Raw genomic sequence first — 14,793 nt, 5'->3', positions numbered from 1 at the left:
TTGATGACAATACTTGAGAAATCCCCTCATCGCACCCATAGGGGCGCCCCTGTGTGGTCGCCCGCGCTATCGATGTACCATGTGTGATACCACGCGAACGCTTTAGCCGGTCCCTTTAGAAGCGTGATCTAACATCGATCCCTACAAGGCGGGCAGGCACATAGACCTGCCCCTACGCCACGATTCGAGAAACGATCCCAATCAAAAAACGGCGACTCCCAAATGCTAACCATCTCAAACGTAGGGCGACCCTATGTGGTCGCCCGCGCTATCGACATACCATGTGTAAAACCACGCGAACGCTTTAGCCGGTCCCTTAGGAAGCGTGATCCAACATCGATCCCTACAAGGCGGGCAGGCACATAGACCTGCCCCTACGCCACGATTCGAGAAACGATCCCAATCAAAAAACGGCGACTCCCAAATGCTAACCATCTCAAACGTAGGGGCGACCCTATGTGGTCGCCAGCGCTATCGATGTACCATGTGTGATACCACTCGAACGACTTTGCCCCTGTCATTCAATCCGCGCCACGACACCGCTCTGCCAGCCGATTGATCGTCGAAACGGCAGTCGTCATGCGATTACGGGCAGGGGGGTTGGCCGTATGAACCTGGATCACGGGGGGATCGAAGTCACTCGTCGCGACGGTCTCTTCAATCCAGAGCAAGACATCAAAACCTGTTCCACGCGCGTCATCTCCCAGATCATGGTCGAGACTGATTTCGCGCACGGCTTCTGTCTTGAGTAATGAAATCGCCTCTTCCGGCCAACGTACCTGCCGCCAGCCCGGCGGCGCCTGTCGTTCATCGTCTAGATAAACCCGCATGTGTCTGCTCTTTCGGTCATAAAATAAGAGAAATTTCGTTGTAAACATCTTATTCTGAACTGACACCCGAGACAAAAAAAAGTTCGGCAGTTCGTTTCAACCAGCGCACCGTGTGCCTCTGACCCTCTTACCCGACAGTGAGAAAACGCTATAAAACAAGGCCAAAATGCCATTCATAGCAAAACAGAGCAGGGAAGCAGCTCAACGCGTTCCCCTGATGTCCACCAGTACCGTCGGACAAGCCGAGCGGTGTCACGGGAAATCAAAAACCGTTCGATAACTTTCCCCAACATCGAAACAGGATGTCACGCTGCTAATATTCTGGCGTATCCGGAAAGCTCTCACCCACTTTTTCCATGAGATACCCCAACCCCACGGCTCCCCCTTCCAGGCAGGCAAACAGAATGATCAGCCAGAGACGATGCTGGAAGTTAAAGGCGATCACCGAAAACACATTCGGAATCTGGCGAAACGCATTCCCGATAAAATCTCCCAATGACTCAAGGGCCGTTTTGATCATGGCTCCTCCCATGCGTCTTCGTCTGCTGAACCGCGTCTCGTCGAGATCCTCTGTCGAATTCTCTTCAGCGAAGCGTTCCGCCTCATTGGCACGCCAACCTTCTTCCGCATGCGCATAAGCGGCCGCGGCACACGCCCAGCCAAACAAGGCAATCGCCACCATCAACATCCCGATTACTTTATGGGTCGATGGTTCATCGTCTGGCTGTTTTTTCCGTTTTTTCTTCGGCTTAGTTTGGGGCTTTGCCGCTCTGCGAGTCCCCTCTTTCCCTTCGGCAGGTCTGCGTCTACGTTTCCGCTTCCGGCTCGGATTTCGTTTTTCTTCTGGAACCATTTACGCATTTCCATCTGGTACTGAAGTTGGTGCGATTGCCCTAAAAAACCTCATCTGATGATAACAGAGGGCAACCAGCTTGGAGCCAGTGTTACAATCGCATTATTATTTTCATTAAACCTTAATCAATTTTGCTCATCGCATAACCCAATCCCAGAGCGCCCGCTTCCAGGCAGGCAAATAGAATCACCAGCCACAAACGATGCTTGAAATTAAAGGCGATCACCGCAAACATATTCGGGATCTGGCTGAATGCGTTCCAGATAAAATCTCTTAAAGAAGACTTTGAGGATCGTCTGAGGCCTTGGCCATCTTCAAACCGCTCGTCTGCACCGACTTCAGTGGGATCCGCAACATTCGAACCAGATGCTTGTCGCCAGCCTTCTTCTGAGTGGGCATAAGCGGCCGCGGCAAAAGCCCAGCCGAAGAAAGCAATCGCTAACATCAGCATCACAATTACTTTTGACGTTGATGCTTCACCGTCATTACTATTTCTACTCATTGTCGCTACTAATCCAATCTATACTCTGTCTATGGTTTAATTCTCGTTTATCTAATCTGCATGTTTGTTTTTTTATCGTAAAGGTGAGGGAGGGGAGTAAACGTGCGGCCGGTCACACGATTGAGCGGACAACCATCAGCCAAATCCGTCTCATCGGCAATTCATCAGAGCTAACGTGTTACAGATACGTACCTTCCACTCCTGATTTCTTGCACGCTTTTTTATACACTTTCTTCATCCCTTTTTCAGACACCAGGTCCGGCCGCAGTTCGTAAATCTTGTCGTAGGTTTCCACAATCTTGGGATAATCGTTTGCGTTTTCATGAATCCCGGCGATCTCAACAATCACATCCAGGTTATCCGGTTCGATCGAGAGACACTTTTCAAACGCCTGCATCGCTTTGCCGCTTTTCCCCATCAAGCGTTCCATTTTTCCGATCCGATAGAGAATAAAAATCGCTTCCGGGCTTAATTCATGCGCTGCCTGATAGTTCTGAACGGCCCGATCCAGATTCCCCTGAATTTCATGCCAGCGGGCAGAGACCACTTCTGCTTCATGATGCATTTCCTGCGACTTGAGTACAGCGAGAATCGAATTCGCATCGTCAATTTCCTGCAGTAGATACAGGTTCTCCAACGCCCCCGAAAATAAAATCCCCACATTTACAGGCTCGGGATCGTCTTCCAGATGAATCTCATTTTTTCCGCTCTGAACCTGTTCAATCCAGTTCTTAAAATTGCTGCGAATATCATTCCGGATCGGCTCCATCTTCTCAAGCGGAATATGAGTGCCCGTCCCGCATTTACCGCACTCGTTCAAAATTTGTGAACGCGGTCCCGCCGGGATTAGTGGGATAAAATAAAGGTGTCCAAACTTCCGCGCCTCGTAACTGGTTTGGCTCGTATAATGACCACAATGCTCACACGTGCCATTCGATTTCACTACGTTTTCTTTGAAGTACATTCGAGAGCCATAAATAATCATCGTTGCACCTTTCGCCAGCCTGCCTCATGAAAAGAAACCTGAAAACCAACTCGGACCCGCACAAAAAAACATTATGGCATATAGTATTCCCATGTCAACAATGTGCGCATTATTAGTGATGCCTCACCAGTCGGTCATTGTGACAAACGCGTCGTCAATCAATGTCGGTACAACTTCACTGACATCAAGTTCTGCAGCGATTTCAACATCATTGACAAAACCGCGTGCTATAAGTTCGCGTCCCGATGAGCAATCGAGTAAACGGTTTTGCAATTGGTCGGCGGCATCCTCAAAAGCAGCGACAGCCACGGACGATTCAGGCGAGCGCGTTCCCGCTAACTGTATAATGATCGCCCCCGCACCAATTAAATCTTCAATCGCGGGGCACAACGAACCATCGGCCCAGCGTTCACCAGCCGGAATAACCGTGATTCGCCGACCGGCTGCTTGTGATTCTCGGGCAATGGCTGACGCATTCCGCAAGCAGCCCGCGAACACGGTAGCACCATGCGAAATCGCCGCGAATGAAAGATGGGAACCATTGGGAGAGGGAAGTACCAGCCGAAGTCCCCGCGGCGCCCTGATCAGCGAAGAGGGCGCCAGCGAATACTTACCCGGCAGGTTGTGGTTGTTGCGCGCACTTGCCAACTCCGCGGAACGCTGTTGCGCATACTCTTCCGCTGAATCGTCTTTCCAGCGGTAGGGAAACACCATCACACCACGGCTCACCGCCACTTCAACACTCGTCGAGAATGACAATACATCAACGATCACAATGACATCGGCCGCCGCAATGTTCTCTACGCCAGGCAAACCCCATTCACAGCGAACGTCATATTGTGCCTGATCAAAGTAAGGCATTGCTGTCTCCAATCAATACGGAAACGAATCAATTTCAGCCATCAGGAAATTGCGGGCAAAAAGCTTTGCGAGATCCATCGCAGAATTCGTCTGCAGAAAGAATATCTGAACGCTGTTACTTTTAGAACTGGTTCAGAAAAGTATTGACGAAAAAAACTGTGGGAACTTCTCGATTCCCACAGTTTCACAGAAGAGTTTTTTACATCATAACAACAGCGATTAGATTGGTTCTTTCTGTGGCTTATTTTTTCTCAACTCGGGACCAACAATCTCTTTTTGAAATTTTTCCCAAGCCTTGTTGCTTTTCAGTGCCGGATCATGGCGTCTCACCCTGTCCAGCTCTGAAGGCTCAAACTTTTCTGGTGTATTCGGCATTGCTTTCCACTCCTCAACTGAGAGAGCAGTTGGGGTCGGTATTTTGGATGGTGTTCCGATAACGATATCGGAATCGGAAGAATTGCCACAGCCAACTAATTGTATTTGAAAAACAATCAAAACGGCACATAATATTCGAATCATTTTAGTTCCTCAAGGTGCATTTGATAACAAAAACACGACCACCTCGTGCTCGAAGTGATCGCGTATATTCAGACGAGAAAACCCCTAAGGTACTTCAACAATTTCTCCGCCAGATCGAGTCGATAACTCCCGATACAGCTCATTGTTTATATTCTCCGAGAAAAAACGCACCGAACCATCTGCCATCGCAAAATGTGCTCCACCAGTATGCTGACTCCGAAAAGCACCGTAATAAAAAAATAAGTCCGAATCAGCAACATTGTGTTTATTGAATGGATGGAATGTGTTTCCATAGGTGTATCCAATATACCCATAGCCCCAAACACTACCATAAGAATCTGAAGGTTTCCCCTGAGGTGTGAAATCTGTTTCCCCAATGAGAAACGTATTGGATGTTCCATCGGTGATGTCTCTCATTTTCGTTGTTCTCATATAACTGGGGCTAGCTGTCTCCTTGGGGCTTCTTTTGAATGGAATAATGGCTCCGTCAAATGCCGTTTCAGGACCATACCCATATGATGCATACTGAAAAGTAACCGGATCTATGGTCCCTGAATTAAAAATGTAACTGGCTGGGGCACGATTGTCTGCCAATGGTTCCGAAGGCAACGTCATCGTAGGACACATAAAAGTAGGTACGATCATCTGAACAAGGTCGGCATTACTATAGCCATCCCCATTATCGTCAGTCGTATCATTGCGTGCTTTGGTTGGATCCCAACGCTGGGCAACTGCATCCTGTTCCAGATATGGCAGAATTTGGATCTGACCTGGTACCCAAGTTGCAGTAGGCAGATCACCAGGATCAGAGAGATCAGCATTCACATCATGATCTTGAACGGCATGGGGAAACTGACGAAACGTGTCATGAAACATATGGGTCGCCAAAGTGACCTGCTTCAGATTATTCTTGCACTGTGAACGACGGGCTGCTTCCCGCGCCTGTTGAACCGCTGGCAGGAGCAAAGCAATTAGGATCGCGATGATCGCAATCACGACGAGCAATTCGATCAACGTAAAAGCGGAACGTTTGTGAGATCTGGAACGAGCCAGACGGGTTGTTGTACGAGACAACATGGTTGGTATCTCCTTCTAATAGAAACCAGATAAGTGATAGAGATCACACCCTACGCGGGAGTGAAAACTCACCGGAGCGATTGGCTGGCTACTGATAGAAGAAGTTGCTTAAGTGACTGCAGTGGACAGGGGAGAAGCATCACTTCTCATCCGTCTCGAAGACGCTCTTGCAACCAAAATACCTTTGCGGGCTATTCCGGAACAATAAATATACAAACACATTGAAACCAGAACCAAACATGACACTGAGTCTCAGTATCAGCAATATAATCAGAATTACCGCTTACCGTCAACCAGCTTTGCACTGATCAAGTTCAAAAAAAAGAAAATCAAGGGGTATACGTTTCAGCAAAAATGAGGAGTCCTCTTGTTCCCTTCACGGGAAGGCCTTCGTTGATATGCTGCCGAACCTCGTTCCGAAGCCGATTCATGCTGCAACTCAGACTCAAATCTGTAGTCGCGAAACACTCGGCTCGTCGATATCTTCAGGATGTTCCAAGGCCGCCTGAATTCCGATTCTCACACCCGTGGTGGAGGTCTCGGCCGACATACTGGGTGCGCCCAGATTTTCTTCCAGCGCCGCCACACAAGGCAGGTGCGGCAGATGAATCCAGCCCGCGCGAATCGGCAATTGCTCCTGTTCGAGGTGATGCAATATGCCGTACATCAGGTGATTACAACCGAACGTTCCCGCGACATCCGAAATATCAGTGGGAATCCCGCCCGCACGCATCGCCTTGACCATCGCACGCAACGGCAGTGTTGAATAATAGGCCGCCGGTCCCTCCGGTGCCGTTAATTGTCCCTGAGGCGCAGCCCCTGCATTATCTGCCAGCTGGTATCGCGTCGCGTCGTTCAAATTCTGCGCCAGTCGTTCCACCGTAATCATCGCACGGCCCCCGTATTCTCCCAGCATCACCACCAGCGACGGCTGAACTTCCTCTATCGCCGCACTCACCACATCGATGCATTCAAAAAACACGTTCGGCACAATCCGCGATACAATTTTTGCCTCACCAATCACGGTGCCATCCAGAGCCCGCGCCACCAGCTCCGCCGGGTTGACGGGAGTATTTCCGAAAGGTCCGAACCCTGTGAGTAAAACGTTCGTCATCTTTGATCCTTCCGGTGAGTGTTTCAAATGAAGCCTGGCAACCGAATCTGCTGTCTGCATAGATTACAGGTTCGCGCGAACTCATTCCAGAGGGAATTAGAAACAGAGCAGGGAGGTCGCTGAATTTGATTCAGTCTTGCGAAATCGCATCCGGTTCGGGCGTCTCACTTTTAAGTGCCGCGGCGGCGATATTCTTCAGCATGCCGGAAAACACAAAATGATGCAGTGGGCAGACCGCATACCAGTAAATCCGGCCCCACAGACCGATGGGATCATAAATCGCCGTCTGAGTAATCGTCGATGATTCCGCGTTCCCCGTCACTTCAAATTCCAGCCAGGCACGTCCGGGCAGTTTCATCTCCGCCGACAGCCGCAGCAAGTGATTCGGCTCATACGCTTCGACCCGCCAGAAATCGACCGTGTCGCCCACCCGCAGGTTCTCCGCATGCGCACGTCCCCGACGCATGCCAACACCGCCGACTAATAAATCCAGCGTCCCGCGCAGATGCCACAACCAGTTGCAGGCATACCAGCCGGTCTCGCCGCCGATATGCTGGATCGGCTGAAAAGCAATCTCAGGCGGCCGATTGACTTCGATGCTTCTCAAATCGACGAGCCGCGAACCAAAGCGGACTCCCACCCAGGCCGGTAATGCGCCCGAAGAAGAAAGCGCATCCGACCACCGTGTTTCCGCGAACTCCCGGTCTTCATGTATCAGAGCACGGCTGATTGCCGCTTCAATGCCCATTGGTTGAATATCAAAGGCCATTAGTGCACTCTCATCGCGCACAACGGTTGAATGCACAATACTTTGAATCAGCTTGCGACCAATCCGCGCATACAAGGGTGTCACTAGCCCCAGCCAGAGACTCGAAAGATAAGGCGTTAGCACGGGCACCGGGATCATTCGCACGCGTGTGCCGCGGCACTTGCCATACACGCGCATGATGTCGGCATACGAAACCTGATCGGCGCCCCCAATTTCAAATACACGGTTCTGCGTAAACAACAGATCGAGTGCCCCAATCAGATAGGCAATCAAATCTTCAATGGCGATCGGCTGCGCGGCTCGCATCACCCATTTGGGGGTAATCATGATCGGCAGCCGTTCTACCAGCGAACGGATCATCTCAAACGACAGACTTCCCGAGCCGATCACAATCGACGCGCGAAATTCCAGCACAGGCACCCCCGTCGAACCTAATATCTGGCCGACTTCCTGACGACTTCGCAAATGCGCCGACAGGTCTTCATCCTCATTTCCCAAGCCACCGAGATAAATAATCCGCTCAACCCCCGCCTCTCGGGCTGCCTCAGCAAAATTACGAGCGGCCAGACGATCATTTTCTTCAAACGAACCTTTCGCCCCCATCGAATGAATCAGATAGTAGGCAACCTTTACACTTTCCAGAGCTGGACCCAGACTGGCACGATCCAGCACATCACCGGCGACCACGTCGGTTGACGCCGCCACTTTATGTTCCAGAATTTCCGGCCGCCGCGCCAGACAACGTAACTTCGCCCCGCGCTGCTCCAGCGCCTGCAACAATCGACCACCGACGTATCCCGTCGCCCCGGTCAGCAAGATCAGCCCGGTCTCAGAAAGGTCCTCATCAGCAGTATGATTCTCCGGCACGTTTCACCCATACAATCGGGATAAAAGTAGCATTATTGTTAGTAAGACGCTCGATTATAGTACCGGGGCTGTAGATGGTGAGTGATGAATTGAAGATTTCAAGATAAACAGTGCTTCGCTGTACTGTTCAATTAATCTTGGACTTCGTCTTCGCCATAGAATTGCTCCCAGGCGGCTGCTTCAATTTCTCCGCAATTTGAAATCAGCCGATCCTGCTCATCGTAGATTTTGTACGTTTCCTGAACACCACCAATACTCGCTTCCCCATCAAGTCCCAGTAACAACGAATAAAAAGTATCCGTGAGAACAGTATCCAGAATCTCATTCATTGTTATCAAATGTTCTTGTGAAAGATTCAGAGATGCAATGGCGCTGGAAACCTTTGATTCCGTAGAAGAATCTTGAAACGCTCTCAGCAAAGTCTCTTTTTCTCGTTTCCAGCAAACAACAAACTCATGAGCATCCATCATTCATTCCTGTATCTTCGAGAAAAATAATCAACATTAATCACAAAGCAGTTGTGCAGAAATGTTGCCATTCAACGAATGACCAACTGCCCCTGATCATAAGCGATGGCCTTCTGCCGCCGAATCACCATATCCCAGTCCATCCGATGCGGCGGATCCAGATAATGCTGATAAGCGACCGCCATCTGCCGCGCGACTTCTTTAAAAGGCACACCGCCGAAACCGGCCCCCATCGCGGGGAACACAACCGTTTCAATTTTCTCGTGCTCATTCTCACGATGACTGATGTTGTGCTGATACACGGCCAACAGCGACGCCCAAGTCGCCGCATACACTTTATCAGTCCCCGAGATCGAACCGGGAACACGCATCGTCGGACTATGTGCGACATACGGATACTCGGGATTGCCCGTCGGCTCGATGAACGAAGTTCCCAGCGGCTGTTCGCCGAGATAGGCGTCCATAATGCGATGTTGAATCCGCCGCATCAGCTCTTCGCCATGAAAATGCACAACGGCGGCATCAATGCCCGCGCTCATAATTCCAAACGCATTCGCAGCCGTCACAAAACAATCGTGTGGGGGCAAGTCTTCAAAACGGCTCTCAATCACCGTCACGCGAGGCAGGTCTTTAAAGCGATCGCGAAACGCGTCGCACATTTCGGTTTCAGGATGAATTAACCAGAGATCAATGGGCAATGCCATAAGTAAGAAGGGGTCCTTTCTGAATGACTTTTCAGAGTTATAACAGCCACGTCTTGTCTGAGTCAACTAATGGTCTCACTTACTTGAAACGCTCCTGAAATGGCACTTCAAGACCATGAGCAATTTCAAGAGCTGTTTTCTCAGGAGTCCCACCATATTGATTTTCATAGTACGGATCTGCACCAGCACTTAACAGCATCCTGATCAATTCGACCCGCTTCTCATTTGGGGCAGATAAGACTGCTGTCCACAAAGGCCCGTTTCCATGCTTATCTATTGAATTGGGATTTGCTCCTTCATTCAATAACTCTTGAACTGCTGACACATGCCCTCCCTGAACAGCAGCATGTAATGGAGTGTAACCAACATCGTCTCCTACAGAAGGATCAACTCCTGATGCGATTTCCTGCGCGATTCCTGCAGAATCACCATTCAATGCAAAATACCAAAGTTCATTTCGACCATATTCATCAACACCAGGGCGCGGCTTTCTTTTAGGCCATCTAGGCATAACCATTGTATCCTTGGAATAATCTATTTTAAAATCGATAATTTCAGGCAATCTTATTCCAGGAAGAGAGTTTTCTGCAATCATGTTTTACGATTTATCTGTTAAAGAATGTTTCCTCGAATCCCCCCTTGATCGACCGCTTGAATCTGGTAGCTTAAGAGATAGAGAGACATCATTGAATTCCATCACCGGTTCCCCAAAAGGAGATGCTGCGATGTGCTCAAGCAACGATCACCAACAGGCAAACGTGCGCCGCTTACGACTGCTGGAAATTAGCATCCTCTGCGTTCCCTTACTGGCAGTTTCCTCTCTCGCCGCCGAGACGCTCCAAGTTCCGGAACACCACAAGACGATTCAAGCAGCCATTGACGCCGCGAAACAGGACGACACCATTCTGGTTGCTCCCGGGACCTATCACGAACGTATCAAATTAAAAGCAGGTCTTACCCTGAAGAGCGCCGGAAATGACAATAAAGGCACGCTCGGTTTAAAACGGGCGGAAGCAACGATCATCGACGGCGGTGGAGAGCAGGGTGCAGGAGCAGGGGTAACAATGGCAGAACGCAGCACACTCGACGGATTCACCGTTACCAACGTCGGCCTGTATGACGACGCGAAATGGAACCAGCACCACGCCACGCACGGCGAACAGCAGTCACACGAACCGATTGGCGCACCGGGCACCGCCGGAATTGGTGTCATCGGCGTGACCTGCACGATTAAAAATAACATCGTACATCATATCGGCTACACGGGCATCGCCATCCAAAGCGCTCCCGGCAAACGCTGCTCACCCCACGTCTATCGCAACGTCTGCTACCGCAATATGGGGGGCGGCATCGGTTCGATGCAGAAATCGACCGCCGTCATTGAAGCAAACATCTGCTTTCAGAACTTCTACGCCGGCATCGGTCACGACGACGCCAGTCCGACCGTCATCAACAATACCTGCTACGAAAACATCCGCGCCGGCATCGGCATCAGCGAAGGTTCCCGCGCGATTGTTCGTGGCAACAAATGTTATCAAAACCGCCGTGCCGGCATCGGCGTTCGCACCGGAGCCAACACACGGCCCCTCATCGAACACAACGAATGCTACGAAAACGAGATGGCAGGCATCGGCACGCGGGAAGAAGCCGCCCCACTCATTCGTAACAATCGCTGTTTTAAAAACAAGCGGGCGGGCATCGGTTCACGCACACACGCCACGCCTACCATTGTCGGCAACGAATGTTTTGAAAACGGACAATCCGGCATCGGACAGCAGAGCGACGCCGTCACGATGCTGATCAATAATTTTTGTCACCACAACAAAACCTCCGGCATCGGTTTCGCCCCCTGTAAAGCGGGCCGCTCGACGGTGATCAATAACCGTATCATCGATAACGCCCAAGTTGCGGTCGGCGTGAATACCGGCTGGACCGTGCGTCTCGTGGGCAATGAACTCTCCCGAACAGGGGGCATGCCCCCGATTGTAATGGTCTTCGACGGCGCCGAGGTCACACTCACCGGTAACATCATTCGCGGCGGCGGTGTTGCCGGCATTCGCGTCGCCGGTAAAATCCGCGCCGAAAACAACGAATTCGCAGGTACGTCGCTCCGCAAGGTCGGCCCTCCCAACTTCGCGATCTGGGCACTCCCCGGTTCCGACATCACTCTGATCGCCAACAAATTCCATCACTGGCGACACGCCCTGCAGGCCAGCGAAGCGACGGTCCTCGCGGCCCAAAACAGAATCAGCAACTTTCACGGCACCGCTCTGGTGATCCAGAACGCAAAAGTCCCCGCCAATGTCTTCGACAACGTCGCGGTCTCCGCTAATCCGAAAGATAAAGTGGTCTCGATCAGCGGAGAAACTGGCGTGGTGCAGGGGAATGAATTACAAAAGCCAACCGATTAGAAAACAGCGGGAGATGATTCTGATTTGACGTGCAGTCAATCAACAATCAGAATCGGCTCTGGCTTGTCCCAGCCATAGTCTTTACCATCAATAATCAGGCGTGAGGGCATCATATCGATTTCATGTCCCTGCCACTCGAAGGTCACGCGACCGGGCCTTAATGTGATATCCTCAAACGTCATCCGGGCGCCGGACATTTGATCTGCCTCATCGGGCAGTTTAAACGTCCCGGGTTGAATCGCGTCTGCTTCGATATTTTCAAAAACAATCTGACGTCGCAACGATTTTTTTTCTCTGCCGATCAGGCGCAACGTCAATGTGGTCTGCGGCCCTTCATTCTCAATCTCTGCTTCCCAATAACCCTGGCGTTCATTAATCGAGCGGAACCAGAGGATAAACAGAATTATGCAGACGAAACCACCAGAAAGCAGATAGATCAAATCTCTGTTTCTTGTCTTCCACATCATTCACCTTCAAGACTTTCGAATTTCAAGAACAGAGAGATGCCATGTAGTGTTGATTGAATGGTAAACTGTGATTTTCAGGAAAGTAATCTCACCGAGATCGGTATTAACCGCGGCTAACGCCGTGCGGCTGATTTTGTTTACAGCAATTAGCCGAAGGGCGTTAGCCCAGGTTCCTCCCATTTGCTAAGACGCATTCTAATTAAGAAACATTAACTGGCAAATTAATCCTCAAACTGCCGCAGGTGTTGTTCGAGCTGGTCCCATTCTTCGCTCACATGATGATTGATTTCCGGATCAGAATAATAGGGATGTCCGCTGGCAACACAGGCGTCGATCGATTCTTTCACCTGAGCAATCAACGGCAACACACGCGGTGTCAATTCCCGGACCTCCGGCAGGCAGTCTTCAGTAAAATGAAACTGGATCGCAGATCCCAGCCCCAGAATCTGGCACCACTCCGATCCATTCTCTTCCGTCCAGACCGGGGTCACCAGCAGATAACGTTCGAGCACCGGAAAATAATAGACAAACGCCTTGCCCCCCATCCACATGAAATCTTCTGAGTACGTACCGGGATTCTCCAGAAATTTCTGGTACGCCTCTGTCAGACTCAACCCGCCAAAGTTCCTCCAGGCAGACTGCGCATCCAGATCGCCTTCATAAGGATCAAAATCTCGTTCACTGGGCAGGGGAGCGGATTGATTATGAAATTGTTTTTGTGTCATACTTCTTAACATTTCCCTAAAACCCAATTCACCCCAACATCAACAGCGCTAGATAAGGTACTAAACTGAACACAATAAACAGCAATTTAAACGCGCCGATAAAGCAATAGATCACCACATCAAACGTCTCCCGCGGCATCGGGAACCAGGTACTTTGCACGCGATATACCAGATTCGGTGCGAACAGGCAGAACAGGCTCCAGAAAATCAACAGCCCCCCATTAAAAATCGTGCACCACATAAAAAACGAGGTCAGTGTCTGCAGATCCATGCGTGTTCTCCTTCACCTCTCGGCGGTTTAAAGACGTTGTTTCAGAATATTCCGTACCCGCGCTTTGACCGACGCCGCTTCATCTTCCAGCGCCTGCTCCAGCAGTTGATCCGCCTCGGCTTGGAATTGCGGATGCTGCAGCGATAGTTCATAAAACCCGTTATAGGCCCAAGCTCGTACAAATTTGTTTTCACTCACCAGACAACGCCGCAAAAACGCTTCGGCCTGTTTGACATCCCGCTTGCCGATCGTCAGATAAGGCAGACTCTGCAGCAGATGCAACTGGGTTTCCCATTCTATCAGATCAGGCAAAGACTGGAAAACCCGTTTCACGTCAGCAGCCGCCAACACGCCCCCCGCTTCCAAATGCTGTTTCAACAACCAACTGGCACCACGCTCCAGCTTCGGTTCCTTCAACAGCGGCACCAGCGCCGTACCGAATTCGGCTTCCAGGCCGTGACAGTCATAAATCGCACACAATGCCTCAACCGACATCCCGTCCCAGTTCGCGATTTCCTGCTGGAGCTGCATTGGTTCTCTTTTCAAGAGTCACAATAGACTTTCTTGGTATAATGATTTGACCATTTAGTCAAAAGCAACATGATTAAGTGTACTTTGCCCCACAGTCTCTGATAACCCAAATTTATAATGTTGATTTTCTAATAAAAGGATAAAACCCATTTTATCTTTTGCCTGTTGCGCAAAAGGGAAGTAAGCCGCTTTTTGTTTATCATAAGTTCCAAACTGTGGCTGTATTTTCAATGCAGTCTGAAAGCGTTTTAAAAGCACGTCTTTTTTTTCGCTAAGGATCTTTTTGTAAGAACCTTTTCTTCTCGCTTCAGGAATTTGATGAACTTCATCTGTAAACATTTTTTGATAAAATTCCTCATAGTCCTCTGCTTTCAATAGTTTGATTCCGAGTTTTAGCGCGTCGTGCGGAGTATTTGGTTTTGTGTCTTCTGCAAGTATAAATGAAGTACAACAAAGAAAAATCAAAAACATTGATTTCATTTTTTCGCTCGTTCCCGTTTATGAATTACCTTGTGTTGTCGAAGTCAAATCATTCAAAAACTTAATCCATAGAAGTCATCTCGCACCATTCACTATACTTAATGAAGTTCGGTAGCACTACCAGCCTTGCAATCAGACCAATCACGCCTGCTTTGAAATTCGCCAGAAAGGACTTTGAGACATGCGTTCCTTCCATTCTAACGATTCTTGCCTGTAAGTGCATCACAAAATTTTCGTACGGCTAAATTAAACACCTACGGGTTCTCCAGAAACATGAAATGGCTGTCGCCTGCGCCTGCGTCTGAGTCTGAGTCTGAGTCTGAGTCTGAGTCTGAGTCTGAGTCTGAGTCTGAGTCTGAG

General features: G+C 49.9%; 18 protein-coding genes. 1 reads left to right on the top strand and 17 read right to left on the bottom strand.

Annotated elements, in window-relative coordinates; translation table 11 throughout:
- Window positions 1-521: 521 nt before the first annotated feature.
- From AAC022_RS13755 to AAC022_RS13700, 12 genes are all read right to left on the bottom strand, one after another.
- Window positions 522-830, bottom strand: a complete 309-nt coding sequence (locus AAC022_RS13755; protein WP_339731771.1) for a cyclic-phosphate processing receiver domain-containing protein — start codon at window positions 828-830, stop codon at window positions 522-524.
- A gap of 313 nt (window positions 831-1,143) precedes the next feature.
- The gene (locus AAC022_RS13750) at window positions 1,144-1,683 is read right to left on the bottom strand and encodes a hypothetical protein (RefSeq protein ID WP_339731769.1); all 540 of its coding nucleotides are present in this window, start codon (window positions 1,681-1,683) and stop codon (window positions 1,144-1,146) included.
- A gap of 121 nt (window positions 1,684-1,804) precedes the next feature.
- A complete protein-coding gene (locus tag AAC022_RS13745) occupies window positions 1,805-2,185 on the bottom strand; it encodes a hypothetical protein (RefSeq protein ID WP_339731767.1) in 381 nt (126 codons plus the stop codon).
- Window positions 2,186-2,363: 178 nt separating this feature from the next.
- Window positions 2,364-3,170: a hypothetical protein gene (locus AAC022_RS13740; RefSeq protein WP_339731765.1), complete on the bottom strand. Its 807-nt coding sequence runs from the start codon at window positions 3,168-3,170 to the stop codon at window positions 2,364-2,366.
- Window positions 3,171-3,293: 123 nt separating this feature from the next.
- Window positions 3,294-4,031, bottom strand: a complete 738-nt coding sequence (locus AAC022_RS13735; protein ID WP_339731764.1) for a 2-phosphosulfolactate phosphatase — start codon at window positions 4,029-4,031, stop codon at window positions 3,294-3,296.
- 219 nt (window positions 4,032-4,250) lie between these two features.
- Window positions 4,251-4,550: a hypothetical protein gene (locus AAC022_RS13730; protein WP_339731763.1), complete on the bottom strand. Its 300-nt coding sequence runs from the start codon at window positions 4,548-4,550 to the stop codon at window positions 4,251-4,253.
- Window positions 4,551-4,634: 84 nt separating this feature from the next.
- On the bottom strand, window positions 4,635-5,627 hold the full coding sequence (locus tag AAC022_RS13725) for a DUF1559 domain-containing protein (RefSeq protein ID WP_339731762.1): 993 nt from the start codon (window positions 5,625-5,627) through the stop codon (window positions 4,635-4,637).
- Between the two features lie 445 nt (window positions 5,628-6,072).
- The gene (gene pcp, locus AAC022_RS13720; RefSeq protein WP_339731761.1) at window positions 6,073-6,741 is read right to left on the bottom strand and encodes a pyroglutamyl-peptidase I; all 669 of its coding nucleotides are present in this window, start codon (window positions 6,739-6,741) and stop codon (window positions 6,073-6,075) included.
- A gap of 130 nt (window positions 6,742-6,871) precedes the next feature.
- A complete protein-coding gene (locus AAC022_RS13715) occupies window positions 6,872-8,377 on the bottom strand; it encodes an SDR family oxidoreductase (protein ID WP_339731759.1) in 1,506 nt (501 codons plus the stop codon).
- 131 nt (window positions 8,378-8,508) lie between these two features.
- Window positions 8,509-8,847 carry a hypothetical protein gene (locus AAC022_RS13710; protein ID WP_339731758.1) on the bottom strand — a complete coding sequence of 113 codons (339 nt, stop codon included), beginning with the start codon at window positions 8,845-8,847 and terminating at the stop codon, window positions 8,509-8,511.
- A gap of 68 nt (window positions 8,848-8,915) precedes the next feature.
- Window positions 8,916-9,548 (bottom strand): macro domain-containing protein, encoded by a 633-nt coding sequence (locus AAC022_RS13705; RefSeq protein ID WP_339731757.1) that lies wholly within the window; start codon window positions 9,546-9,548, stop codon window positions 8,916-8,918.
- A gap of 79 nt (window positions 9,549-9,627) precedes the next feature.
- Window positions 9,628-10,143: an ankyrin repeat domain-containing protein gene (locus tag AAC022_RS13700; RefSeq protein ID WP_339731756.1), complete on the bottom strand. Its 516-nt coding sequence runs from the start codon at window positions 10,141-10,143 to the stop codon at window positions 9,628-9,630.
- A 130-nt stretch (window positions 10,144-10,273) separates the two neighbouring features.
- Here AAC022_RS13700 and AAC022_RS13695 point away from each other — a divergent pair, with 130 nt between their 5' ends.
- Window positions 10,274-11,959 carry a right-handed parallel beta-helix repeat-containing protein gene (locus AAC022_RS13695; RefSeq protein ID WP_339731754.1) on the top strand — a complete coding sequence of 562 codons (1,686 nt, stop codon included), beginning with the start codon at window positions 10,274-10,276 and terminating at the stop codon, window positions 11,957-11,959.
- A 35-nt stretch (window positions 11,960-11,994) separates the two neighbouring features.
- Here the strand turns inward: AAC022_RS13695 and AAC022_RS13690 are convergent, their stop codons facing one another.
- The 5 genes from AAC022_RS13690 to AAC022_RS13670 all read right to left on the bottom strand — a co-directional run bounded on the left by AAC022_RS13690 (window position 11,995) and on the right by AAC022_RS13670 (window position 14,433).
- Entirely contained in the window at window positions 11,995-12,426 is a 432-nt protein-coding gene (locus tag AAC022_RS13690) for a hypothetical protein (protein ID WP_339731753.1), read from the bottom strand.
- 221 nt (window positions 12,427-12,647) lie between these two features.
- Window positions 12,648-13,151: a hypothetical protein gene (locus AAC022_RS13685; protein WP_339731751.1), complete on the bottom strand. Its 504-nt coding sequence runs from the start codon at window positions 13,149-13,151 to the stop codon at window positions 12,648-12,650.
- A 28-nt stretch (window positions 13,152-13,179) separates the two neighbouring features.
- Entirely contained in the window at window positions 13,180-13,422 is a 243-nt protein-coding gene (locus AAC022_RS13680) for a DUF6868 family protein (RefSeq protein WP_339731749.1), read from the bottom strand.
- A gap of 27 nt (window positions 13,423-13,449) precedes the next feature.
- Window positions 13,450-13,953 (bottom strand): hypothetical protein, encoded by a 504-nt coding sequence (locus tag AAC022_RS13675; protein WP_339731748.1) that lies wholly within the window; start codon window positions 13,951-13,953, stop codon window positions 13,450-13,452.
- A 54-nt stretch (window positions 13,954-14,007) separates the two neighbouring features.
- Window positions 14,008-14,433 carry a hypothetical protein gene (locus tag AAC022_RS13670; protein ID WP_339731747.1) on the bottom strand — a complete coding sequence of 142 codons (426 nt, stop codon included), beginning with the start codon at window positions 14,431-14,433 and terminating at the stop codon, window positions 14,008-14,010.
- Window positions 14,434-14,793: the final 360 nt, after the last annotated feature.

This window comes from uncultured Gimesia sp. (assembly GCF_963976445.1).
Lineage (GTDB): Bacteria > Planctomycetota > Planctomycetia > Planctomycetales > Planctomycetaceae > Gimesia.
This window is presented reverse-complemented; position numbering and strand designations above follow the sequence as displayed.

What these genes read in the sequence shown, in the direction of transcription:
- AAC022_RS13755 (WP_339731771.1), bottom strand. Translation starts at nt 830, where the DNA reads ATGCGGGTTTATCTAGACGATGAACGACAGGCGCCGCCGGGCTGGCGG.
- AAC022_RS13750 (WP_339731769.1), bottom strand. Translation starts at nt 1,683, where the DNA reads ATGGTTCCAGAAGAAAAACGAAATCCGAGCCGGAAGCGGAAACGTAGA.
- AAC022_RS13745 (WP_339731767.1), bottom strand. Translation starts at nt 2,185, where the DNA reads ATGAGTAGAAATAGTAATGACGGTGAAGCATCAACGTCAAAAGTAATT.
- AAC022_RS13740 (WP_339731765.1), bottom strand. Translation starts at nt 3,170, where the DNA reads ATGATTATTTATGGCTCTCGAATGTACTTCAAAGAAAACGTAGTGAAA.
- AAC022_RS13735 (WP_339731764.1), bottom strand. Translation starts at nt 4,031, where the DNA reads ATGCCTTACTTTGATCAGGCACAATATGACGTTCGCTGTGAATGGGGT.
- AAC022_RS13730 (WP_339731763.1), bottom strand. Translation starts at nt 4,550, where the DNA reads ATGATTCGAATATTATGTGCCGTTTTGATTGTTTTTCAAATACAATTA.
- AAC022_RS13725 (WP_339731762.1), bottom strand. Translation starts at nt 5,627, where the DNA reads ATGTTGTCTCGTACAACAACCCGTCTGGCTCGTTCCAGATCTCACAAA.
- pcp (WP_339731761.1), bottom strand. Translation starts at nt 6,741, where the DNA reads ATGACGAACGTTTTACTCACAGGGTTCGGACCTTTCGGAAATACTCCC.
- AAC022_RS13710 (WP_339731758.1), bottom strand. Translation starts at nt 8,847, where the DNA reads ATGATGGATGCTCATGAGTTTGTTGTTTGCTGGAAACGAGAAAAAGAG.
- AAC022_RS13705 (WP_339731757.1), bottom strand. Translation starts at nt 9,548, where the DNA reads ATGGCATTGCCCATTGATCTCTGGTTAATTCATCCTGAAACCGAAATG.
- AAC022_RS13700 (WP_339731756.1), bottom strand. Translation starts at nt 10,143, where the DNA reads ATGATTGCAGAAAACTCTCTTCCTGGAATAAGATTGCCTGAAATTATC.
- AAC022_RS13695 (WP_339731754.1), top strand. Translation starts at nt 10,274, where the DNA reads ATGTGCTCAAGCAACGATCACCAACAGGCAAACGTGCGCCGCTTACGA.
- AAC022_RS13690 (WP_339731753.1), bottom strand. Translation starts at nt 12,426, where the DNA reads ATGATGTGGAAGACAAGAAACAGAGATTTGATCTATCTGCTTTCTGGT.
- AAC022_RS13685 (WP_339731751.1), bottom strand. Translation starts at nt 13,151, where the DNA reads ATGACACAAAAACAATTTCATAATCAATCCGCTCCCCTGCCCAGTGAA.
- AAC022_RS13680 (WP_339731749.1), bottom strand. Translation starts at nt 13,422, where the DNA reads ATGGATCTGCAGACACTGACCTCGTTTTTTATGTGGTGCACGATTTTT.
- AAC022_RS13675 (WP_339731748.1), bottom strand. Translation starts at nt 13,953, where the DNA reads ATGCAGCTCCAGCAGGAAATCGCGAACTGGGACGGGATGTCGGTTGAG.
- AAC022_RS13670 (WP_339731747.1), bottom strand. Translation starts at nt 14,433, where the DNA reads ATGAAATCAATGTTTTTGATTTTTCTTTGTTGTACTTCATTTATACTT.